Here is a 21,451-nt window from a genome sequence, read left to right on the forward strand (position 1 = left end):
CCGGCTACCTTACGCAGGCCGGAAGCGCAGGACAATGGCACAATTCCGGAACTACGCTTTCAGCACGCGTACCAGATACTGCCCTTCGTCGGTCAGGGTCGCGCCATGAATATCGGTTTCAAAACCGGGATAGTGACGGCCAATGGTGCAAAGCATCAACAGAAAATCGAGCACCGCGCGGCTCTCCTCGGTGATCATCTCACCCGGCATGACTACCGGTACACCCGGCGGATAAGGCAAGATCATATTGGCCGACACCCGGCCCACTAACTTGCTGAGATCTACCGTTTCCACATTGCCTTTCACCTGCTGCTGGAACATCTGGTGCGGCGTCAGTTTCATTTCTGGTAGCTTATCGAAGGCCTGAAGCATCAGTCTGGGCAGATCGTGATCCCGGATCAGGTTATGAATACCCTGGGCCAGCGTTTGAATGCGCATATTGCGATAAAACTCCGGCGCCTGCGCATAGAGATCCGGCAGCATGTTTCTAACCCGCAGATTAAGGTCGTAAGCGCGTTTGAATTCGGTCAGACCACGCAGCACGCTCATCGCCTTGGTTTTATCAATACCAATGCTGAACAGGAACAATAAATTGTAAGGCCCGGTTTTTTCTACCACCACGCCGCGCTCATCAAGATATTTTGCTACCAGCGCCGCCGGGATACCTTCATCCGCCATCACACCCTGTTCGCTCATGCCCGGCGTCAGGATCGTCACCTTGATCGGATCGAGGTACATATGATCGGCGTCGGCATCATTAAAGCCGTGCCAGTCCTCTTCACCCGGCTGGATAGGCCAGCACTGCGGTTCATCGACGCCTTCCGGCTGCCAGATATCGAAGAACCAGCCTTCGGACTCTTCCCGCAACCGCTGGACTTCCCGACGAAAGTGCAGCGCGCGCTCTACGGAGCGGTTAATCAGGCGCTTGCCCGGATTGCCACGCAGCATCGCCGCCGCTGTTTCTATTGAGGCCACGATGGAATAGTTCGGCGAAGTAGTGGTGTGCATCATATAGGCTTCATTAAAGGTTTGTTCGTCGTACTCCCCTTTAATATGAATTAGCGAGGCCTGCGAAAAGGCCGCCAGCAGCTTATGCGTGGACTGGGTTTCATAGATCACTTTCCCCGGCGTGCGGTCGCCGCTCATGCCGCTCAGCCCGTTATATATAGGATGAAAATTGGTGTAGGGCACCCAGGCAGAATCAAAGTGGATTGACGGCACGTCCAGCGTTTCTTTGATGTAGCGGGTGTTGTAAAGCAGCCCATCGTAAGTGGAGTTGGTGATAACGGCGTGTACCGGCCAGCTGGCGCGCTCGGTCTGCTCTACCTTTTGCGCAATGCTCTCACGGGTAAACTCACGTTTAGGAATGCCGCCCAAAATGCCCAGCGCGTTACGCGTTGGCTTCAGCCAAATGGGCACGATATCGCTCATCATCAGCAGGTGCGTTAAGGACTTATGGCAGTTGCGATCGATAAGCATCGTGCTGCCTGAAGGCGCGGCGTACATGCCGACAATTTTGTTAGAGGTCGAGGTCCCGTTGGTCACCATATAGCTTTGTTCGGCACCGAAGGTACGAGCGATATACTCTTCCGCCTCCAGATGCGGGCCGGTATGGTCAAGCAGCGAGCCCAGTTCCGTTACCGAAATCGACACGTCTGCTTTCAGGGTGTTACCGCCGAAGAAATCATAAAACAGGCTGCCGACCGGGCTTTTTTGAAATGCCGTGCCCGCCATATGGCCCGGCGTACAGAAGGTATATTTCCCTTCTTTCACGTAAGTGAACAGCGCCTTAGTCAGCGGTGGCGTGATGGTATCGATATACTCATCGGTGTACTGACGGATACGCTGCCCGATATCTTCCGACGCGCCCAGGCCATATTCAAAAAACCAGATTGCCATGCGCATCTGGTTAACGCTGACGTCCATGGTGGAATGCGTATTAATAAACGCATAGAGCGGCAGATACTCATTCAGCTGGTTTATTTCGCTGCACAGATCGACGCCATGCTCATCCCAGTCAAAAATCACGCCACAAATACGTGGATTGTGTTCAATCAGCTTGAGCAGATCGCCAGCGTCTTTGGGGTAAATAGTTTGAAAACCCTGGGCGGCCAGCGCGCCATCCAGTTCGCGGATGGGTTCATCCTTATAGAACGCGTGGTGCGGTCCCATAATCGCGATAATATTCAATGCAGACTCCTTACAATTACGGCAAGGAGTAAGCATAGCGAAGTTGAACGGCGGAGACAGAAAAATCGCCTCCGCCACGGCTCAGCTCTTATCGCGTATCTCCTGAGAAGACGCATTAGTCTGAACGGATTTAATGCCTTTCAGCGCGCCCTGTTTGCTGGCATACATCTCGCTGGTGAAAATAATTTCATGATTATTCGCCACCAGCACAAAATACCAGGGTTGATCCGTCTGCTTGTGTGATTTTCTGACTTCGTAATGACCCATCTTTATCTCCCTCTTGTTTTTTGGTTCCCAGGGCTATAAAAACAGCTCCCCCGCGGGAATCAAGCCGAATCATTAGAAAAGTTGATCTGTATGATATTTTCAGCGTGCGAGAGGAGAGGAGAACCCATTAAGAGGCATGACGGGAGGCAATAAAAAGCCCGAAGCAAAACAGGCGTTTTACTTCGGGCAGGGTGAAGCGTTAACGGTCAGTTGACCTGCTTAACATCCACGCGCAGTTCTTTCGGTACTTCGAAAACGATATTCTCTTCCCGGCCAATCAGCTCGATTGCAGCTTCACCGCCCAGCTCGCGCAGGCGCTGAATAACCTGTTGCACCAGAATATCCGGTGCGGAAGCGCCTGCCGTCACGCCTACGCACTTGACGTCTTTGATCCAGGCTTCCTGAATATCATCTGCCGAGTCGATCAGACGTGCGAGTTTGCCCGCGCGCTGCGCCAGCTCGGCCAGTCGGTTCGAGTTGGAAGAGTTACGCGACCCGACAACCAGCACCACATCCGCATCCTTTGCCAGCGTGCGCACCGCTTCCTGGCGATTGGTGGTGGCGTAGCAGATATCATCTTTACGCGGCCCGACGATCTTCGGGAAGCGGTCGCGCAACGCATCGATCACTTCGGAAGTGTCATCCACCGAAAGCGTAGTCTGCGTCATAAAGCAGAGGTTGTCCTCGTGCTTAACCTGCAGCTTATACACGTCCGCAGGTGACTCCACCAGATACATGCCGCCAGCCGGGTTGCTGTACTGCCCCATAGTGCCTTCCACTTCCGGATGGCCGGCATGGCCAATCAGGATCGCTTCGGTTCCTTTACGGCTGGCGCGCGCGACTTCCATATGCACTTTGGTCACCAGCGGGCAGGTCGCGTCAAACAGCATGGTCAGGTTGCGCGCTTTGGCTTCCGCCCGCACCGCCTGAGACACGCCGTGTGCAGAGAAAATCAAAATCGACTCATCCGGCACTTCGCTGATTTCTTCAATGAAGATAGCGCCGCGCTCGCGCAGGCTGTTTACGACGTAACGGTTATGCACCACTTCATGCCGCACGTAGATAGGCGCGCCGTACATCTCCAGCGCGCGCTCAACGATGCTGATGGCGCGATCGACGCCGGCACAAAAGCCGCGTGGATTAGCCAGCAGGATTTGCATGGTTTGCCTCCAGTACCGGATCGATTTCCAGCACTTCTACGTCAAAATGAATCGTTTGTCCGGCCAGCGGATGGTTGAAGTCCACGGTGATAGAGTCCCCGGAGATTTCGCGGATCACGCCCGGCATTTCATTGCCGTCCATGCCGCTGAACAGCATGATGGCACCCACTTCCGGCTCGCCCGCTTCCGTGAAGTCACGGCGCGAGAAATACTGGATAAGATCCGGGCTGGCCTGGCCGAATGCGGCATCCGGGCCCAGCGAAAACGCTTTTTTATCGCCAGGCGCGAGGCCCAGCAGCTGCTCTTCCAGCTCGCCGGAAAGGCTGCCGTCACCCAGGCTGAACAGCGCTGGCTTGCCGTTATCCCGCGTTGACTCCGCCGTGGAGCCATCGGCGAGTTTTAAGGTGAAATGCACCAGCACCGCGCTGTTGCGCTGTACAGAATCAGTCATGCCCTGCCCTTTTCGCTTTGCCGGCGGGCGTTAAAAACCCTTCCAGCACGATCAGCGCGGCACCGATACAGATGCCGCAGTCTGCGATATTAAAAGTGGCAAAATGCCAGTCGCCCACGTAGAAGTCGATAAAATCGACCACAAAACCGTGGTAAGCGCGATCGAACAGATTGCCCAACGCGCCGCCAATAATCAGCGCGTAAGCGATATTGTTCAGCTTCTTGCTGGCTTCGGTGCGATACATCATCACCATCAGCGCGACGGCAATGGCCACCGCAATAGCGGCGAAGAACCAACGCTGCCAGCCGCCTTTATCTGCCAGGAAGCTGAACGCTGCACCGTAGTTGTGCGCGTAGAAAAAGTTAAAGAACGGCATCACCGACATCGACTCGTGCAGCATCAGCGTATTCATGATCCACTGCTTGCTGCCGAAGTCGATGGCGATCACTACCAGCACCAGCCACAGCCAGCGCAGTCCGGTCGAAAGAAAAGGTCTCATCAGGCGTACTTACGCTGTTCGCCAGCACCGCTGACGTTGGTGACGCAGCGACCGCAGATTTCCGCTTCGCGATCGATATCGGTCGCGTAATGCCAGCAGCGCGGGCACTTTTCGCCTTCCGCTTTATGCAGCGCGATCTTCAGGCCTTTTACCAGCTCGCTCTGCTGCGCTTCGTCCGTTGCCAGCGCGTAATCCGCTACCTGTGCGCCTGAAGTCAGCAGCACAAAGCGCAGCTCGTCGCCCAGGCTGGTCAACTTCTGCGCCAGCTCAGCGTCAGCGTAAAGCGTAACGGTAGCTTCCAGTGAACCCCCTACGCGCTTGTCGGCGCGCGCCTGCTCAATCACTTTGTTAACTTCGCCGCGCACTTTCAGCAGCTCAGCCCAGAAACTATCGTTCATCGACTCGCTTTCCGAAAGCGTAAACAGTCCGTCGTACCACTCTTCGGTAAAGACATACTTCTCACGCTTGCCCGGCAGCTCGTTCCAGATCTCATCGGCGGTAAAGGACATGATCGGGGCCATCCAGCGTACCAGCGCTTCCGCAATATAGTAGAGCGCGGTCTGGCAGCTGCGACGCGCCAGGCCATCGGCCTTAGCGGTGTACTGGCGGTCTTTGATGATATCCAGATAGAAGGACCCCATCTCAATCGAACAGAACTGCATCAGACGCTGCACCACTTCGTGGAAGTCATAGCTGTCATAAGAGGCGACAATAGCATCCTGCGCCGCTTTAGCACGGCCTACGGCCCAACGATCCAGCACCACCATCTCTTCCGGGCTGACCTTATCCGTTTCCGGATTGAAGCCGTTCAGGTTAGCCAGCAGGAAGCGCGCGGTATTACGAATACGACGATAGGCATCCGCAGAGCGCTTCAGGATTTCGTCCGATACCGCCATTTCGCCAGAGTAGTCGGTGGAAGCAACCCACAGGCGCAGGATATCACCACCCAGCTTGTTCATTACGTCCTGCGGCGACACGGTGTTGCCGATCGACTTGGACATTTTACGGCCCTGACCATCCACGGTAAAACCGTGCGTCAGCACCTGACGATAAGGCGCTTTACCTTTCATCGCCGTGGAAATCATTAGCGAGGACATAAACCAGCCGCGATGCTGATCCGAGCCTTCCAGATACATATCCGGTGAATGGCCTTCAAATTCCGGACGCGCATCCACAACTGAGTAGCTGGTAGAGCCGGAATCGAACCACACATCCAGCGTATCCGGCACTTTGTCGTAGTTTTCCGCGTCGTCACCCATCAGCTCTTTCGCGTCCAGATCCCACCAGGCCTGGATGCCATCCTGCTCAACACGCTGCGCCACTTTTTCCATCAGCGCCAGGGTATCCGGATGCAGCTGTTCGGTCTCTTTATGTACAAACAGCGCCATCGGCACGCCCCAGGTGCGCTGGCGTGAAATACACCAGTCAGGACGGTTGGCCACCATGGATTCGATGCGCGCCTGACCCCAGTCCGGGATCCACTGCACGCCTTTAATTTCTTTCAGCGACTGCTCGCGCAGGCCTTTCTGATCCATGCTGATGAACCATTGTGGCGTGGCGCGGAAAATGATGGGCGTTTTGTGGCGCCAGCAGTGCGGATAGCTGTGCAGCATTTTTTCAACATGCAGCAGTGCGCCTTTTTCACGCAGCAGCGCCACAATCATATCGTTCGCTTTGAAGACGTTTACGCCATCCAGCGTAGGATAGGTGCCCGGGAGGTAACGGCCATCAGGGCCGACCGGGTTAGCGGCTTCAATGCCATATTTTTGTCCGATAACATAGTCATCCGGGCCGTGGCCTGGCGCCGTGTGCACCGCACCAGTACCCGCTTCCAGCGTCACGTGCTCGCCCAGCACGACCGGAGAAGTGATGTCGAGGAAAGGATGACGGAAAGGCTGCAGCTCCAGCGCTTCACCTTTTGCTTCGCCCAGTACCTGCCATTCGCTGATACCGGCACGTTTCATCACGCTTTCAACCAGATCTTTCGCCAGGATCAGCGCGCGGCCTTCAATCTGCACCAGTTGATAATCAAATTCCGGGTGCAGAGAGATAGCGCGGTTAGCGGGCATGGTCCACGGCGTGGTAGTCCAGATAACCAGTGAGATCGGGCCTTCTACGCTGTCCACGCCAAATTTAGCGCGCACGGTGTCGGCGTCAACCGCATTGAACATCACGTCAATGGAAGGTGACGTTTTGTCGTAGTATTCAACTTCCGCTTCCGCCAGCGCAGAACGACAGTCCAGGCACCAGTGCACCGGCTTGGCGCCTTTATGCAGATGGCCATTGCCGATAATTTTGCCCAGTGCACGGATGATATTGGCTTCGGTCTGGAAATTCATCGTCAGGTAAGGACGATCCCAGTCGCCCAGCACGCCAAGACGGATAAAGTCTTTTTTCTGGCCTTCGACCTGCTCTGCCGCATAGTTACGGCACGCCTCGCGGAATTCGGCCGCCGTGACCTTCTCGCCCGGCTTGCCAATCATCTGTTCGACTTTGTGTTCGATAGGCAGACCGTGGCAGTCCCAGCCCGGCACGTAAGGCGAATCGAAGCCGGCCATGCCTTTGGACTTCACGATAATGTCTTTCAGAATCTTGTTGACGGAGTGACCAATATGAATGCTGCCGTTCGCGTAAGGAGGGCCATCATGCAGGATAAAGGTTTTTTTCCCTTTTTTGGCTTCGCGGATGATGCCGTACAGATTGTCATCATACCAACGCTGCAGCATGCCCGGTTCGCGTTTGGCCAGATCGCCACGCATCGGGAACCCCGTTTCCGGCAAATTCAGGGTAGATTTATAGTCACTCATCAGATTCTCGATTCCGTATTTCGCTTCTGTTTAAACCGGTGCGCTCAGCCCAAAAAAAGTTCGGGCCGCCACCACGTCTTTAGCAATTTGCTCTTTGAGCGCGTCAAGCGAGGTAAAACGCTGCTCGTTTCGTATTTTTTCACACAGCACCACTTCTATATGGCGCCCATACAGGTCAATTGCAACGTCCAGCAGGTGCACTTCCAGCTGCTGGCGTATGCCCGCCACCGTGGGACGCGTGCCGATGTTGGCGACGCCGGGCAGCGGCTTATCGCCCAGGCCATGGACCTCTACGGCGTAAACGCCTTTTACGGGCGAAACGTAGCGTCTTAGCGGCAGGTTAGCCGTGGGAAAGCCGATGGTGCGGCCCAGCGCGTCACCGTGCACGACGCGGCCGGAGATGCTGAAGGGATGCCCCAGCAGCGTAGCCGCCAGCGGCAAATTGTCTTCCGCCAGCGCCTGGCGCACTGCCGTGCTGCTGATGCGCTTGCCGTCGTCGCAAAAAGTCTGGGTGCTGATGACGTCAAACCCGTAGTCGGTGCCCGCTTTCTGTAATAACAGGAAATCCCCTTCGCGACCAGCGCCAAAGCGGAAATCATCGCCGACCGCCAGCAGCTGCACGCCCAGCTTGTCGACCAGCAGATCGGACACAAAGCTGTGTGCCGACAGGGCGGCAAAGCGGCGGTCAAAACGCAGGCAAAGTACCGCATCCACGCCCGCCTCGTCCAGATAACGCAGCTTCTCACGCAGCCGCGTCAGCCGTGCGGGCGCTTTATCGGCCGCAAACAGCTCCAGCGGCTGCGGTTCGAACAGCATCACCACTACCGGCAGATTGCGTTTACGCCCTTCTTCGCGCAGTCGGGACAGCAGCGCCTGATGGCCGCGATGCACGCCATCGAAATTACCAATGGTGAGAACGCAGCCGCGATGCTGCTCCCGGAGGTTATGTATGCCGCGGATAAACTTCATGGCTGGCTCAGGTTCGTGGAAATCGGCGGATTATACCAAGTACAGCCAGGAAGGTTAACCTGCGAATGCGCCTTTCCCGCGTTAATACGGGCTTTTTCTGCCGTCCCTGGTGGGCGTTGCCATTTTTCTTTTGAATAAGCTGTATTCATCGGCATGAAGCTGGTAGAATCTTGCGCCATCGAAACGTAACCAGGTGTCGTTGTTTCAGCGGCGCTTATTTGCACAAATCCATTGACAACCACGGGCTAAAGAGGCATATTCCTCGGCCTTTGAATTGTCCTCATAGAACTATTTGGGAGTTGGACCTTGGCTAATATCAAATCAGCTAAGAAACGCGCCGTAACGTCTGAGAAGCGTCGTAAGCACAACGCTAGCCGTCGTTCAATGTTGCGTACTTTTATCAAGAAGGTATACGCGGCTATCGCTACTGGCGATAAAGCAGCTGCGCAGACTGCATTTAATGAAATGCAGCCTATTGTGGACCGTCAGGCAGCTAAAGGCCTGATCCACAAAAACAAAGCGGCACGTCATAAAGCAAACCTGACTGCTCAGATCAACAAACTGGCTTAATCGCCCGTCTGTTAATCAGCTTTGATAAAGAAACCTGCCCAGGCAGGTTTTTTTATGTCCGGCGTTTGGCTCCTCGCCCCTTCCGTTAGCCTTTATCGTCCTGCCTTAGCCGGAACAGACAACGGCAAGCAACGGCCTGCCGTTATCGTCGGTTAACGTAGTTTAATGCGCAGCAGCGTGTAGCCCATCAGTGCAGAAACAATCGAGCCGGTAAGAATACCCAGCTTCGCCAGCGTTACCATCTCCTCATGCTGCGCATCGAAAGCCAGTGAAGCGATAAAGATCGACATGGTAAAGCCAATACCGCACAGTACGCCAATGACACAAATATCCTGCATCCGCGTATTTTCCGGCAGCGCAGCGAGACGTAGCCGGACGGCCAGCCAGCAAATCAGCGTAATGCCCAACGGTTTGCCGATAAACAACCCCAAAATGATGCCCAGCGGCACGGCGGAGAACAACCCGTCCAGCGAGACACCGCTCAGCGAAACGCCAGCGTTGGCAAAAGCAAACAGCGGCAGGATCACCCAGCTTACCCATGGAGCCAGCCCGTGCGCCAGATGGATAGCCGGAGAATGGCCGTTCTGCTTCTCCAACGGCACAAAGAAGCCGACAATAACGCCAGCCAGCGTGGCGTGCACGCCCGATTTCAGCACCGCGACCCACAGCACCATCCCTACAAGCATGTAAATGGCGATATTACGCACGCCTAGCCTGTTCAGTAACGCCAGCACCATAATGGCTCCGGCGGCCACGCCAAGCGAAGTCAGCGACAGATCCTGCGTATAAAAGAAGGCGATGATCAGAATGGCACCCAGGTCATCAATCACCGCCAGCGCCATCAAAAACATTTTCAATGCGGGCGGCACGCGGCTGCCCAACAGCGCCAGAATACCCAAAGCAAAAGCGATATCCGTGGCGGTAGGGATAGCCCAGCCGTGAACGGCCAGCGGATCGTTATGATTGAGTAGCGCGAAAATGGCACCGGGCGCAATCATGCCGCCGATGGCGGCGATCAAAGGGAACATCGCCCTTTCACGCGTGGCCAGCGAGCCGGAAACCAGCTCGTGTTTCACTTCCAGACCAATCATCAGAAAAAACAGGGCCATCAACGCATCGTTGATCCATAACAGCAAATCTTTGCTGATATCCAACGAACCAAAACGGAATTCGACCGGCATGGCAAGAATGGACTGGTAGGCTTGTTGGGTCCCGGCCGAGTTGGCCAGGTACATAGCGATAGCGGCAGCGATAATTAATACCACGCCGCCGGTTGCTTCATTATTCAGTAGTCGCTTAATCGCGGATTTCATTGCAATCTTTCCTGATAAACAATCGTGCGGCCTGACAGCATACGCGTTTCTGACGACGGGAAAAATGGTTGGCGGTTGTTTATCGGGCAAAAAGGCCGCCGGAGAAATTATTTACGAGGCGTGCCGCATCGCGCTGTTAACGCCCTTAATCGGATAAAACGGGCATGACATAGTGGTCGAACCGGAACTGGCGAGTAGGCGGCGGCGCAAAATAGTCAGGCGGGAAGCCCGGCTACATGCCGAATTTTGCAGAATCGTGGTCCCCTAACGGCTTCGTCTACATTCCTGAGAATCCGGAACTGGCTGTTGTGCGCCGGGTTCACCTGCTGACCGCCGGCGAAGAGCAGCAGCTGTAGGATGATGAATGACGACACGCCGTATCACGATGCAGTTTAACGTCACGACGCTCACGCAGCAGTCGCCAGCCGTTAAACGCGTTATGGAATATCCTGGCACTCAAGAGAGCGTCATTCTTCGTCGTGAGAGAACGTCCGGGGTTATTCGCTCGGCCCCCATGATCGAAGAGGCCGTGCTGGGCAGTGTGTTATCTTTTCTTGATAACGATGTGTTCCATTCTGCGAGCGAAGCGGAGATGCAGGATCTGATTCTGCGTATGATAGCGCTGCGCTGATGTTAACGCTGGATCAAATCAACAAGTCGGGGCTTGGCAAAGTATGGTTTGCGGGTCAGGGTACTCATAATTCCCGGCAGATGAAACGTGAAATGCTTTCTCCCCGTATACAACCAATCTGGCCGAGCTGGCTTACCGTAAAATAGAGTTGATTAGTGCTTACTGTTGCTCATAGAAGCTAAAGGTAAATTTATCGCGCCTCTCCTAAATTACCCCTTGAATAATATATACTTATGCATAAAATTCATTTTTAGCCATATGATAATGTAAGCAGTGTGTTAGCACAATTGGTATGAGAGGGGTGTAATTCCACCCCGTTATTAATTATTTAAGAAATGGCGGTTCAACTATGTTATTTGCAAAACTTTAACCACCAACCTATCAAATTGATGCGATTTTAATAAAAAAACTAAAAGCAAGCATGCCACTTAAATACTGGGTGTATCGAATTTCAGAATGGGTATCGCGCATAGGTTTGACTGGGTTTATTTACGTATTTATTACATATTTTTTTCTGGGTGCATTCATACAGCATTCTGGTGATCCTATCCCAGACTTTTTTGTTGATGGATCAGTAAAATCCATCATTATTCTGTTGTCGACATTTATAATTGGAAGCATTGTAAAAGGAGCGCTATTCACCGAGCTTAAAAAAGCGTAATAAATCACTGGAATGGCCGTCTTTAATTTATAGTCACTCAGCATTATTTCCGAGTGACTATAATACTTAATCCAACCATCCATGATCAATTTTTATTTGAAAGCGACTCAGCTACTTTTAACTTCAAAGTATCGAAGAAACCCTCTATGGTCGTACCCCATAACTCGGGGGAAAACTCGAAACCATAACGTTCATCAAAATCTTTTTCTAAATCATCGCATTCAAGCTGAAAATGCTCTATATCATCAACCAGACCTTGCTGATAAGCAGCTGGCGTTTCAGATAGCCACGCATCTATCTGCGACTCATTGCTATCACCAGGGCCGTGTAACTCATAATCCATACCGAAGTAAGTAAAGATCAGACCATCAAGGTTATCAACGTTAATTTTTTTCATTTTACACCATCTGATAAGCTGTAAATTTCATATCTGTGAATCTCTAAAACCCGGGATGGATACATATTCATCGAGACGGCATAAGCCCAGCGACGCTGATTAGCTCCGGTACCATCAGCCACTTCAAAAAAGATGGCCCATTCAGGTGAGCTAAAACACGCCCTTAATGCTGATTTAACATCAATCGTTTTCATAACTGATTCTTCACGCGCTGAAACTCAATAACCCACACTCACGGGTTAGTCTGCCAGCTTTCCTCGCCGTAGATAAATTCCCACAGTCTTTGAAACGCCACCATTGCTGTAGCGAAGTTGCCTTCAGGTGTCGGGTCGGTTCCTGGGTATAATGGCAACAGGTCGTTGGCTGGTGGAACGCCCTCGTTAGCAGCGTCAGCCTCACTAATATCCTGCAGCCGCTCCACACGAATGCCGGTAATCTCCAGCGTTATGTAGGAAGCGGCGCGCGGCATATGCAAATATGGCATCCACCTGAGGCGTATCCTTTCTGGCTATGTCGCTATATGAGCCAGAAGAAGTATCAGCGCGGTATGCAAAGCCTTCAAACTGGCCGGTAGCTCTATACCCAGAGCTTTCCGCTGATTAACACGGTCGCGATGGCTGATGCGGATACCATGAAACACCGTCGGATGACGATGCTGGAGCGACGGCTGAAGCACGCCACAACGCGCACCCGGCGCTGAACCCTTTGCACCGCTGAACCAATAAAAAAAACGGGCGGCCTGAGCCACCCGTTTTATTCTGCACGCTATTAACCTAGCGGGTCAGATCGTCAAAGAACTTCTTCACGCCGTCGAAAAAGCTTTTCGACCGCGGGCTGTTCTTCTCGCCGCCTACGCCGCCAAAGCTCTCTTCCAGCTCGCGCAGCAGGCTTTTCTGCTTCTCGCTCAGGCTGACCGGCGTTTCCACTACCACGCGGCACAGCAGGTCGCCCTGCGCGCCGCCGCGCACGGATTTAACGCCTTTACCGCGCATGCGGAACAGCTTACCGGTCTGCGTTTCCGCAGGGACTTTCAGCTTAACGCGTCCGTCCAGCGTCGGCACTTCGATTTCGCCGCCCAGCGCTGCCATCGCAAAGTTGATAGGCACTTCGCAATACAGGTTATTTTCTTCACGCTCAAAGATAGGGTGCTTACGCACCTGTACCTGAACGTAAAGATCGCCTGCTGGTGCACCATGCTCGCCCGCTTCGCCTTCGCCGGAAAGGCGGATACGATCGCCAGTGTCAACACCAGCCGGGATTTTGACCGACAGCGTTTTAGAACGCTCTACGCGGCCATGTCCATGACAGGCGTTGCAGGGATCTTTAATAACGGAGCCCCGACCGTGACAGGTTGGACACGCCTGCTGCACGGTGAAAAAGCCCTGACGCATCTGTACCTGGCCCTGACCATGACAGGTCGAACAGGTTTGCGGCTGCGTACCCGCTTTGGCGCCGCTGCCGTGACAGACGTCGCACTCTTCCAGCGTAGGGATGCGGATCTCTTTGGACACGCCGCGGACGGCTTCTTCAAGCGTCAGCTCCATGTTGTAGCGCAAATCGGCGCCGCGCGCAGCACGCTGCTGACGGCGTCCTCCGCCGAAGATATCGCCGAACACGTCGCCAAAGATATCGCTGAAGTCTGCGCCGCCGCCGCCATAACCCCCGCCGCCGCCGCCCATGCCGCCCTGTTCAAAGGCTGCATGACCGTACTGGTCATAAGCCGCACGCTTCTGCGCATCGGTCAGAATTTCGTAGGCTTCTTTAACTTCTTTAAATTTAGCTTCTGATTCTTTGTCGCCCGGATTGCGATCGGGGTGATGCTTCATCGCCAGGCGTTTGTAGGCCTTTTTGATTTCGCGTTCGTCCGCCGATCGCGAAACGCCCAAAATCTCGTAATAGTCTTGCTTCGCCATTATGGTGATCCTGCCCTCAATATGCGTGAACGGGCGTGGAGAACACTCCGACGCCCGTAGGTTTCACTGGGGGGCCTTGCGGCCCACCGTGCCCGCTAAAGGGCGATTATTTTTTGTCTTTAACTTCTTCGAACTCAGCGTCGACCACGTCGTCATCTTTCTTCGCGGAAGCGTCGGCTGCATCCGCTGCGCCGCCAGCGGCCTGCTGCTGCTGAGCGAACTCCATCAGCTTGCTGGACACTTCCATCAGCGCCTGCATTTTCGCTTCGATTTCCGCTTTGTCTTCGCCTTTCAGCGCGGTGTTCAGCTCGGTCAGAGCCGCTTCGATTGGCGCTTTGTCATCGGCAGGCAGTTTATCGCCCGCTTCGTCCAGCTGCTTACGGGTGCTGTGCGACAGATGATCGGCCTGGTTGCGGATCTGGACCAGTTCTTCAAACTTACGGTCAGCTTCGGCGTTAGCTTCTGCATCGCGAACCATTTTTTCGATTTCATCGTCGTTCAGACCAGAAGAAGCCTTGATGGTGATCTTCTGCTCTTTGCCGCTGTTCTTGTCTTTTGCAGAAACATGCAGAATACCGTCGGCGTCGATATCGAAGGTAACTTCGATCTGTGGCATCCCGCGTGGTGCTGCCTGAATACCGTCCAGGTTAAACTGACCCAGCGACTTGTTGTCCGCCGCGCGCTTACGCTCACCCTGCACCACGTGAATGGTCACCGCAGACTGATTGTCTTCTGCCGTTGAGAACACCTGGCTGTGTTTGGTCGGGATAGTGGTGTTCTTGGCAATCAGCGCCGTCATCACGCCACCCATGGTTTCGATACCCAGGGAAAGTGGGGTTACGTCCAGCAGCAGCACGTCTTTCACGTCGCCCGCCAGCACGCCGCCCTGAACCGCTGCGCCTACCGCTACCGCTTCGTCCGGGTTCACGTCTTTACGTGGCTCTTTACCAAAGAACTCAGCAACCTTCGTCTGCACCATTGGCATACGAGTCTGACCACCGACCAGGATAACGTCGTTGATATCAGAAACAGACAGACCCGCATCCTGCAGAGCCACTTTCAGCGGCTCGATAGAACGGCTGACCAGATCTTCTACCAGCGATTCCAGCTTCGCACGCGTCACTTTGATGTTCAGGTGTTTAGGACCTGTTGCATCAGCCGTGATGTACGGCAGGTTAACGTCGGTCTGCTGGGCGGAAGAAAGCTCGATTTTCGCTTTTTCTGCCGCTTCTTTCAGACGCTGCATCGCCAGCGGATCGTTGTGCAGATCGATGCCCTGATCTTTCTTAAATTCTGCTACCAGGTAGTTGATCATACGGCTATCGAAGTCTTCGCCGCCCAGGTGAGTGTCACCGTTGGTCGCCAGAACTTCGAACGTTTTTTCGCCGTCAACTTCATCGATTTCGATGATAGAAATATCGAACGTACCGCCACCCAGGTCATAAACCGCGATAGTCCGGTTGCCCTGGCCTTTGTCCATACCGTAAGCCAGCGCGGCTGCGGTTGGTTCGTTGATGATACGTTTTACGTCCAGACCTGCGATACGGCCGGCATCTTTCGTTGCCTGACGCTGCGCATCGTTAAAGTAGGCTGGTACAGTGATAACCGCTTCAGTTACCGGTTCGCCCAGGTAATCTTCCGCCGTTTTCTTCATTTTTTTCAGCACTTCAGCAGAAATCTGCGGTGGTGCCATTCTCTGACCTTTCACATCCAGCCAGGCGTCGCCGTTATCGGCGCCGACAATCTGGTAAGGCATAATTTTAATATCACGCTGAACTTCTTCGTCCTGGAAGCGACGACCAATCAGGCGCTTGATAGCAAACAGGGTGTTCTGTGGGTTAGTCACGGCCTGGCGTTTAGCAGGCTGACCAACCAGCGTTTCACCATCCTGGGTGTAAGCGATGATGGAAGGGGTGGTGCGATCGCCTTCCGCATTTTCCAGTACACGCGCTTTGCCGCCATCCATGATAGCGACACAAGAGTTTGTTGTACCTAAGTCAATACCAATAATCTTGCCCATCTAAACGTCTCCCACTTAAATTCATTTTAAATCAGGTTATGCACACTTAATGCGGGCGGTTTTTGCCGTTTCAACTCCCGGCCTCACGCTTTTTTTTCGCTACATAACCCTGGATGCCAAATAAGATGGGGCCTGCGCGCCCGGCATCAAGGGGCCAGTTAAAAAAAAATTCGTTTTTATCTTTCTGGCAGATCGCTGTCGCCCGCCCTGCGGCTCTTCAGGATACAGCGCACTTTGCAGAACAGCGGCGATCGGCTGCCCTGCCCGTCAATATTTGTTACAGCACAGGGCTTATACCTGGCGCAACCGGGCGGCAGAGCGCTGCCGACCGGCAAGGTAGCGTCGGCATAAGGAAAGCCTGCCACAGGCAATGGTGGGGCCGCTGTTCTAGCGAACGCCAACCTGATTTAACAGCGGTCGTTTGTCATTACGCAGCAGCCAGCCGCCCAGCAGAAAGCCCATCGTCGACAGGCTCAGCACGTACCAGAGCGGGGCCATGGGCGTCAGCTTCATCATAAAAGTGACGCAAACGGGCGTCAGGCCACCAAAAATGGCATAGGCGACGTTATAAGAAAAAGAAATGCCGGTGAAGCGCACATCTGCCGGAAACGCTTTGACCATAATAAAAGGCGTAATGCCCACCACGCCCACACACAGACCGGCCAGTGCATAAGCAGCATAGAGATACTGCGGTGCCACGGCGGCGACGTTAAAAAAGCAGGCGCTGCCGCCCGCCAGCAGCAGGCTACCGGCCATCAGCGTTTTACCCGCGCCGAAACGATCCGCCGCAGCCCCTGCCAGAACGCAGCCGATAAGCAGCATAATGGTTGCCAGGCTGTTAGCCTGTAAGGTTTGCGATGCCGGTAGCCCATAGCTTTTTTGCAGCAGCGCGGGCGCCATCAGGATGACCACCACAATACAGGCAGAAAGCAGCCAGGTCAGCAGCATGGAAACGATCACGCTGCGACGATGCGCTTTGACGATGGTTTTTAACGGCAGCTCCTGCGCCAGCGCCTTGCGCGCCTGCATTTCCATAAAGACCGGCGTTTCATGTAGCCAGCGGCGTAGATAAAGCGCGATCAGGCCAAAAACCCCGCCCAGGAAAAAAGGAATACGCCAGCCGAATTGGGCAAGGCTCCGGGTCGACAGCGTGGAAAAAATCAGCGAGGCAACCAGCGATCCCAGCAAAATGCCCGCGGTCAGTCCGGCGGTCAGCGTGCCGCAGGCAAAACCGATTCGCTTTTCCGGTACGTGCTCCGCCACAAAAACCCAGGCACCTGGTACTTCGCCACCAATAGCCGCGCCCTGCAACAGGCGCAGCAGCAGTAACAGCACGGGTGCCGCCACGCCCAGCGAGGCATAATCGGGCAGCAGCCCCATCGCCAGCGTCGGCAGTGCCATCAGCAGGATACTCAGGCTGAACATTTTCTTGCGGCCTCTGCTGTCGCCAAAATGCGCCATGATAATGCCGCCAAGCGGGCGTGCCAGGTAACCTGCCGCGAAAATGCCAAATGTCTGCAGCTGCCGTAGCCAGTCGGGGATATCAGCGGGAAAAAAACGTTCGCCGATGACCGCAGCGAAAAAAACAAAGATGATAAAATCGTAGAACTCCAGCGCGCCCCCAAGGGCAGCCAGAGAGAGCGTTTTGTAATCCTGCCGGTTTAATCGGCGAGTGCTGTCATTATGCATAATCGTCGCGCAGCCAGAAGTCAGTGAATAAGAACGTGTAAAGTCTGCATGACTATACCGTTCATTTTTCGCTACACCAGCGGCGCTGAACTTTATGCCTGAATCCGGTAATTTTTAGCTGTTTGTTTCGCGTCTGGCACTTTTAGGGCGAAATGCTGCTACTACTGCCTCGTGAGTTTCCACATAGGGTCCGTCCAACAGCTGAATGCAGTAAGGGACGCAGGCAAAAATGCCGTGTACCTTCGCTTTGCCTTCCGCGTCTTTCAGGCCTTCCAGCGTTTCTTTGATGGATTTCGGTTGTCCTGGCAGGTTGATGACCAGCGACTGCTTACGGATCACCCCAACCTGCCGCGAAAGGATAGCGGTTGGCACAAAATTGAGGCTAATCTGGCGCATCTGCTCGCCAAAGCCCGGCATTTCGCGATCGGCAATGGCTAACGTCGCGTCCGGGGTCACGTCGCGTCTGGCCGGGCCGGTACCGCCCGTGGTCAGCACCAGATGACAAAACAGCTCGTCCACCAGCTCGCAAATCGCGTGCTCAATCATCGGCTGCTCGTCGGGCACCAGCCTTTTTTCTACGGTAAAAGGCGTGGCCAGCGCCGTAGCGAGCCAGGCTTCCAGCGCCGGTAAGCCCTCGTCCTGATAAATGCCGTTGGCGGCGCGATCGGAAACGGAGATCAATCCTATGCGTAAAGTATTCATTGTGTCGTCACTGTGATGCCGGCCGCCGTTAAGCAAGGGCGCGGTTTGATAAGGGGAACAAAGGAAGGATAAACACTGCCACGCTTGATGTACAGAACGCGGCCGGAGAACCGACCGCGTGAGGGAGATTACAGCAGTTCGGCGAGCATCTTATCCAGCTTGGCCTGATCAAGCGCGAAGTTGCGAATGCCCTGCGCCAGCTTATCAACGGCCATCGGATCCTGGTTGTGCTCCCACAGGAACTCGGCTTCGGTCATTTTAGCCGGACGCGCTTTGACTTCGCCGGTGTAAGAAAGCTTACGCTCCAGCGTACCTTCGCTTTCTGCCAGCTCTTTCAGCAGCGACGGAGAAATAGTCAGGCGGTCACAACCGGCCAGCTCAACGATTTCGCCCACGTTACGGAAGCTTGCGCCCATGACCACGGTTTCGTAACCGTGCTGCTTGTAGTACTGATAGATTTCAGACACGGAAACTACGCCCGGATCTTCATGCGGCGCATATTCTTTTTTATCGGTATTGGCTTTGTACCAGTCCAGAATACGCCCCACAAAAGGAGAAATCAGATATACGCCCGCTTCAGCACAGGCGCGTGCCTGGGCAAAGGAGAACAGCAGCGTCAGGTTACAGTTAATGCCTTCTTTTTCCAGCTGTTCGGCGGCACGAATACCCTGCCAGGTCGAAGCCAGCTTGATCAGGATACGGTCATTGCTGATGCCCGCATCGTTGTAGAGCTTGATCAGCGCGCGCGCTTTGTTAATGCTGCCTTCAGTATCGTAAGAGAGACGCGCATCGACTTCTGTAGAGATACGACCCGGCACCAGCTTCAGGATCTCCAGACCGATTTTAACGTTCAGCATATCGGCCGCGTACTGGATCTGCTCTTCTTTGTTGCTGACCTGATCGCGCGCCCAGGCCACGGCTTCATCAATCAGCTTACGGTATTCTGGGATCTGTGAGGCGTTCAGGATCAGTGAAGGGTTGGTGGTAGCATCTTGCGGTTGATAAAGCTTCATCGCTGCGATGTCGCCGGTATCGGCAACAACGGTGGTGAGCTGGCGTAGGGAAGTCAGTTTGTCCGTCATGGTTGTCATTCTCTCAGAAGAGTTATCGGGTTCTTGAAACTGTCTGTCACGGATAATATCACGCGAGACCGACCATGCAAGGTAAGCTTGCTGGCAGGCCACTGAGTGCTAAATCTCTCCCTTTTTTTAGCGAATTTGTCCGGGCCGATAGCAGCGATTTGTCGTGTCAGGGCACTTTTTTGCTACACTGCCTGCGCTTTTTTTTGCCCTCAGACGGCGTATCAGATAAGGATTCTTTCATGTTGATGGTCATCTCCCCGGCCAAGACGCTGGATTTCGCCAGCCCTCTGGCGACCACCCGCTTTACGCAGCCCGCGCTGCTGGACGATGCCAAAAAGCTGATTGACGTAGCGCGTGAGTTGACGCCCGCGCAAATCGGTTCGCTGATGAGCATCAGCGATAAGCTGGCCGACTTAAACGCCGGGCGCTTCCAGGCGTGGCAAACGCCTTTTACGCCGGATAACGCACGTCAGGCGATTCTGGCCTTTAAGGGCGATGTCTACACCGGGTTAGAGGCGGAAACCTTCAGCGAAGACGATTTTACCTTTGCCCAGCACCATCTGCGGATGCTTTCCGGGCTGTACGGTCTGCTGCGTCCGCTGGATCTGATGCAGCCCTACCGGCTTGAGATGGGCACCAGGCTGATGAATCCGGCGGGCAAAGACCTTTATGCTTTCTGGGGCAACAGGCTGACCGAGGCGTTGAACGCGGCGCTGGCGGAACAGGGCGACGACGTGCTGATTAACCTCGCTTCCGATGAATATTTTAAAACGGTCAAACCGACAAAGCTGAACGGCCGTATCGTCAAGCCGGTTTTCCTGGACGAGAAGAACGGGAAGTTTAAGGTCATCAGCTTCTACGCCAAAAAAGCCCGCGGCCTGATGAGCCGTTATATTATCGACCGCCGCCTGACGCAGCCGGAACAGCTGAAAACGTTCGATGTGGACGGCTACTTTTTTGCGGCTGACGAAAGCAGCGAGCGCGAGCTGGTCTTTAAGCGTCACGAAATCGCCTGAACCTGGCTGGGCAGGCGGCACGGTAAAGCCGCCTGCCCAGGCTGTCACCCTGACATTTTTTTATAGTGCCAAACCGCTTTACCGATCGTTCTACTCAAGGCTTCTCTGACTCAGCGGCGAGGTAAATATGGATCGGCACGCGCTTCTTAAAACCATCAATGAGAGGGTCTGGTACGCCGTCCCCGATCCCTGCCCTCCGTATGGCAGAATCCGCTGCCCGCGGCTTCACGCGTCTGGCTGTAAACGACAACGGCACAGTTCGGCGCAAATGAGCAGGCGCAGCCTTTTTTTGAAACCGACCTGCTCCGCCTGAATACGCGCCACGTGGTTATGTAAACAATGGCGGCACCGCGGCCGCATTCGGACTGACCTACAAGATGGTGAATCAGCTCTGCCAGCCACCACGTAAAGTGCGCGTCGCCGTAGCCGCGGCAAGCGTTTCCCCTGCCAGTATCACCTCCGCCAGACAGCCGAATCCGGCCGCAAAAAGTCGCAGCCAGCGGACGATAGCCGCGCGGCCTTCAGAGCAGCCAGCCACGTTACAGGCTTCAGGATCGCTGCAGGCAGGTAGAAGAGCCATCCGGCGGAAGGACGGCATAACCGAGGGGAAAAGGCCCTTAACGCATAAGGGCCGCAGACGTTACTTATAAAGCAGGAAGTCGCGCAGTTCGGCGAAATCGGCCGCCATCTTGTGCGACAGCAGGGGTAGATCTGCCCGGTCTGCCAGCTCCTGCGGCAGCGGCAGCGTCTGGCCCAGGATCGCTTCCACACTCTCTTTGAACTTGGCCGGATGCGCCGTGCCCAGGAACAGGCCGAACTCGCCCTCCTGCAGCTGATCGCGCAGCAGGCGATAAGCAATAGCAGCGTGCGGCTCGGAGATATAGCCCAGGTCCGCCAGCTCGCGCATAGTGGCGCGGGTGGTTTCATCATCGACTGCGCCAAAGCCCAGGTCGGTCATGCGCCAGGTTTTGCGGCGGAACAGCTCTTCAACGCGTGGCCAGTTGTTGGGCTGGCTGACGTCCATGGCATTGGACAGCGTAGAGACGGTCGCGGCCGGCAGCCACTCTCCGCCCTTCAGGAAGCGCGGCACGGTGTCATTGGCGTTGGTCGCCGC

19 protein-coding genes and 3 pseudogenes are annotated in these 21,451 nt (G+C 54.7%); 4 read left to right on the forward strand and 18 right to left on the reverse strand.

All coding sequences use genetic code 11. The features are described from left to right. Positions 1 to 51: 51 nt before the first annotated feature. The 7 genes from RTK32_RS04940 to ribF form a co-directional block, all read right to left on the reverse strand. Complete coding sequence (locus tag RTK32_RS04940; RefSeq protein ID WP_312042382.1) at positions 52 to 2,190, reverse strand: lysine decarboxylase LdcC; 2,139 nt, start codon at positions 2,188 to 2,190, stop codon at positions 52 to 54. Between the two features lie 81 nt (positions 2,191 to 2,271). After that, a complete protein-coding gene (locus RTK32_RS04945) occupies positions 2,272 to 2,457 on the reverse strand; it encodes a YegP family protein (RefSeq protein WP_312042383.1) in 186 nt (61 codons plus the stop codon). A 206-nt stretch (positions 2,458 to 2,663) separates the two neighbouring features. Then, entirely contained in the window at positions 2,664 to 3,617 is a 954-nt protein-coding gene (ispH, locus tag RTK32_RS04950; protein WP_312042384.1) for a 4-hydroxy-3-methylbut-2-enyl diphosphate reductase, read from the reverse strand. Continuing rightward, positions 3,598 to 4,068, reverse strand: a complete 471-nt coding sequence (gene fkpB, locus RTK32_RS04955; RefSeq protein ID WP_312042385.1) for an FKBP-type peptidyl-prolyl cis-trans isomerase — start codon at positions 4,066 to 4,068, stop codon at positions 3,598 to 3,600. Before fkpB ends, ispH begins: the two co-directional genes overlap by 20 nt. Beyond that, complete coding sequence (gene lspA / locus RTK32_RS04960) at positions 4,061 to 4,567, reverse strand: signal peptidase II (RefSeq protein ID WP_312042386.1); 507 nt, start codon at positions 4,565 to 4,567, stop codon at positions 4,061 to 4,063. Before lspA ends, fkpB begins: the two co-directional genes overlap by 8 nt. Further along, positions 4,567 to 7,374, reverse strand: a complete 2,808-nt coding sequence (gene ileS / locus RTK32_RS04965; RefSeq protein WP_312042387.1) for an isoleucine--tRNA ligase — start codon at positions 7,372 to 7,374, stop codon at positions 4,567 to 4,569. Before ileS ends, lspA begins: the two co-directional genes overlap by 1 nt. Before the next feature lie 30 nt (positions 7,375 to 7,404). After that, positions 7,405 to 8,343, reverse strand: coding sequence for a bifunctional riboflavin kinase/FAD synthetase (gene ribF / locus RTK32_RS04970; protein WP_312042388.1), 939 nt, complete (start codon positions 8,341 to 8,343; stop codon positions 7,405 to 7,407). A gap of 306 nt (positions 8,344 to 8,649) precedes the next feature. On the opposite strand from ribF, the gene rpsT reads away from it, so the two are divergent. Then, positions 8,650 to 8,913: a 30S ribosomal protein S20 gene (rpsT, locus tag RTK32_RS04975; protein WP_125290520.1), complete on the forward strand. Its 264-nt coding sequence runs from the start codon at positions 8,650 to 8,652 to the stop codon at positions 8,911 to 8,913. A gap of 152 nt (positions 8,914 to 9,065) precedes the next feature. On the opposite strand, the gene nhaA is transcribed toward rpsT, so the two are convergent. After that, positions 9,066 to 10,226 (reverse strand): Na+/H+ antiporter NhaA, encoded by a 1,161-nt coding sequence (gene nhaA / locus RTK32_RS04980; protein WP_312042389.1) that lies wholly within the window; start codon positions 10,224 to 10,226, stop codon positions 9,066 to 9,068. 364 nt (positions 10,227 to 10,590) lie between these two features. Between nhaA and RTK32_RS04985 the strand changes: the two genes are divergently transcribed. Both RTK32_RS04985 and RTK32_RS04990 read left to right on the forward strand, forming a co-directional pair. After that, a complete protein-coding gene (locus tag RTK32_RS04985) occupies positions 10,591 to 10,857 on the forward strand; it encodes a hypothetical protein (RefSeq protein ID WP_312042390.1) in 267 nt (88 codons plus the stop codon). After that, positions 10,845 to 11,003: pseudogene (locus tag RTK32_RS04990) on the forward strand (DUF4113 domain-containing protein); the annotation flags it as partial. The gene RTK32_RS04985 and the pseudogene RTK32_RS04990, both read left to right, overlap by 13 nt. Before the next feature lie 600 nt (positions 11,004 to 11,603). On the opposite strand, the gene RTK32_RS04995 reads toward RTK32_RS04990, so the two are convergent. The 8 genes and pseudogenes from RTK32_RS04995 to tal all read right to left on the reverse strand — a co-directional run bounded on the left by RTK32_RS04995 (position 11,604) and on the right by tal (position 19,321). Further along, positions 11,604 to 11,915 (reverse strand): contact-dependent growth inhibition system immunity protein, encoded by a 312-nt coding sequence (locus tag RTK32_RS04995; RefSeq protein WP_312042391.1) that lies wholly within the window; start codon positions 11,913 to 11,915, stop codon positions 11,604 to 11,606. Beyond that, positions 11,912 to 12,109: a hypothetical protein gene (locus tag RTK32_RS05000; protein ID WP_312042392.1), complete on the reverse strand. Its 198-nt coding sequence runs from the start codon at positions 12,107 to 12,109 to the stop codon at positions 11,912 to 11,914. Before RTK32_RS05000 ends, RTK32_RS04995 begins: the two co-directional genes overlap by 4 nt. A gap of 38 nt (positions 12,110 to 12,147) precedes the next feature. Then, positions 12,148 to 12,402: pseudogene (locus RTK32_RS05005) on the reverse strand (hypothetical protein); the annotation flags it as partial. A gap of 286 nt (positions 12,403 to 12,688) precedes the next feature. Further along, positions 12,689 to 13,828, reverse strand: coding sequence for a molecular chaperone DnaJ (dnaJ, locus tag RTK32_RS05010; RefSeq protein WP_312042393.1), 1,140 nt, complete (start codon positions 13,826 to 13,828; stop codon positions 12,689 to 12,691). Between the two features lie 106 nt (positions 13,829 to 13,934). Beyond that, complete coding sequence (gene dnaK, locus RTK32_RS05015; protein WP_312042394.1) at positions 13,935 to 15,848, reverse strand: molecular chaperone DnaK; 1,914 nt, start codon at positions 15,846 to 15,848, stop codon at positions 13,935 to 13,937. A 387-nt stretch (positions 15,849 to 16,235) separates the two neighbouring features. Then, positions 16,236 to 17,537, reverse strand: a complete 1,302-nt coding sequence (locus RTK32_RS05020; RefSeq protein ID WP_312042395.1) for an MFS transporter — start codon at positions 17,535 to 17,537, stop codon at positions 16,236 to 16,238. A 114-nt stretch (positions 17,538 to 17,651) separates the two neighbouring features. Then, positions 17,652 to 18,239 carry a molybdopterin adenylyltransferase gene (gene mog / locus RTK32_RS05025; RefSeq protein ID WP_312042396.1) on the reverse strand — a complete coding sequence of 196 codons (588 nt, stop codon included), beginning with the start codon at positions 18,237 to 18,239 and terminating at the stop codon, positions 17,652 to 17,654. A gap of 128 nt (positions 18,240 to 18,367) precedes the next feature. Next, entirely contained in the window at positions 18,368 to 19,321 is a 954-nt protein-coding gene (gene tal / locus RTK32_RS05030; RefSeq protein ID WP_312042397.1) for a transaldolase, read from the reverse strand. 239 nt (positions 19,322 to 19,560) lie between these two features. Here tal and yaaA point away from each other — a divergent pair, with 239 nt between their 5' ends. Further along, positions 19,561 to 20,337 (forward strand): peroxide stress protein YaaA, encoded by a 777-nt coding sequence (yaaA, locus tag RTK32_RS05035; RefSeq protein ID WP_312042398.1) that lies wholly within the window; start codon positions 19,561 to 19,563, stop codon positions 20,335 to 20,337. Between the two features lie 385 nt (positions 20,338 to 20,722). Here yaaA and RTK32_RS05040 read toward each other — a convergent pair whose 3' ends face one another. Both RTK32_RS05040 and RTK32_RS05045 read right to left on the reverse strand, forming a co-directional pair. Beyond that, positions 20,723 to 20,917 (reverse strand): hypothetical protein, encoded by a 195-nt coding sequence (locus RTK32_RS05040; RefSeq protein ID WP_312042399.1) that lies wholly within the window; start codon positions 20,915 to 20,917, stop codon positions 20,723 to 20,725. A gap of 60 nt (positions 20,918 to 20,977) precedes the next feature. After that, positions 20,978 to 21,451 (reverse strand): annotated as a pseudogene (locus RTK32_RS05045) (threonine synthase); the annotation flags it as partial.

It is taken from the genome of Erwinia sp. (assembly GCF_031978025.1).
Lineage (GTDB): Bacteria > Pseudomonadota > Gammaproteobacteria > Enterobacterales > Enterobacteriaceae > Erwinia.

What these genes read in the sequence shown, in the direction of transcription:
- fkpB (WP_312042385.1), bottom strand. Translation starts at nt 4,068, where the DNA reads ATGACTGATTCTGTACAGCGCAACAGCGCGGTGCTGGTGCATTTCACC.
- ribF (WP_312042388.1), bottom strand. Translation starts at nt 8,343, where the DNA reads ATGAAGTTTATCCGCGGCATACATAACCTCCGGGAGCAGCATCGCGGC.
- dnaK (WP_312042394.1), bottom strand. Translation starts at nt 15,848, where the DNA reads ATGGGCAAGATTATTGGTATTGACTTAGGTACAACAAACTCTTGTGTC.
- yaaA (WP_312042398.1), top strand. Translation starts at nt 19,561, where the DNA reads ATGTTGATGGTCATCTCCCCGGCCAAGACGCTGGATTTCGCCAGCCCT.
- RTK32_RS04995 (WP_312042391.1), bottom strand. Translation starts at nt 11,915, where the DNA reads ATGAAAAAAATTAACGTTGATAACCTTGATGGTCTGATCTTTACTTAC.
- ispH (WP_312042384.1), bottom strand. Translation starts at nt 3,617, where the DNA reads ATGCAAATCCTGCTGGCTAATCCACGCGGCTTTTGTGCCGGCGTCGAT.
- tal (WP_312042397.1), bottom strand. Translation starts at nt 19,321, where the DNA reads ATGACGGACAAACTGACTTCCCTACGCCAGCTCACCACCGTTGTTGCC.
- RTK32_RS05000 (WP_312042392.1), bottom strand. Translation starts at nt 12,109, where the DNA reads ATGAAAACGATTGATGTTAAATCAGCATTAAGGGCGTGTTTTAGCTCA.
- mog (WP_312042396.1), bottom strand. Translation starts at nt 18,239, where the DNA reads ATGAATACTTTACGCATAGGATTGATCTCCGTTTCCGATCGCGCCGCC.
- RTK32_RS04985 (WP_312042390.1), top strand. Translation starts at nt 10,591, where the DNA reads ATGACGACACGCCGTATCACGATGCAGTTTAACGTCACGACGCTCACG.
- RTK32_RS05040 (WP_312042399.1), bottom strand. Translation starts at nt 20,917, where the DNA reads ATGGCTCTTCTACCTGCCTGCAGCGATCCTGAAGCCTGTAACGTGGCT.
- lspA (WP_312042386.1), bottom strand. Translation starts at nt 4,567, where the DNA reads ATGAGACCTTTTCTTTCGACCGGACTGCGCTGGCTGTGGCTGGTGCTG.
- RTK32_RS04945 (WP_312042383.1), bottom strand. Translation starts at nt 2,457, where the DNA reads ATGGGTCATTACGAAGTCAGAAAATCACACAAGCAGACGGATCAACCC.
- nhaA (WP_312042389.1), bottom strand. Translation starts at nt 10,226, where the DNA reads ATGAAATCCGCGATTAAGCGACTACTGAATAATGAAGCAACCGGCGGC.
- ileS (WP_312042387.1), bottom strand. Translation starts at nt 7,374, where the DNA reads ATGAGTGACTATAAATCTACCCTGAATTTGCCGGAAACGGGGTTCCCG.
- RTK32_RS05020 (WP_312042395.1), bottom strand. Translation starts at nt 17,537, where the DNA reads ATGCATAATGACAGCACTCGCCGATTAAACCGGCAGGATTACAAAACG.
- dnaJ (WP_312042393.1), bottom strand. Translation starts at nt 13,828, where the DNA reads ATGGCGAAGCAAGACTATTACGAGATTTTGGGCGTTTCGCGATCGGCG.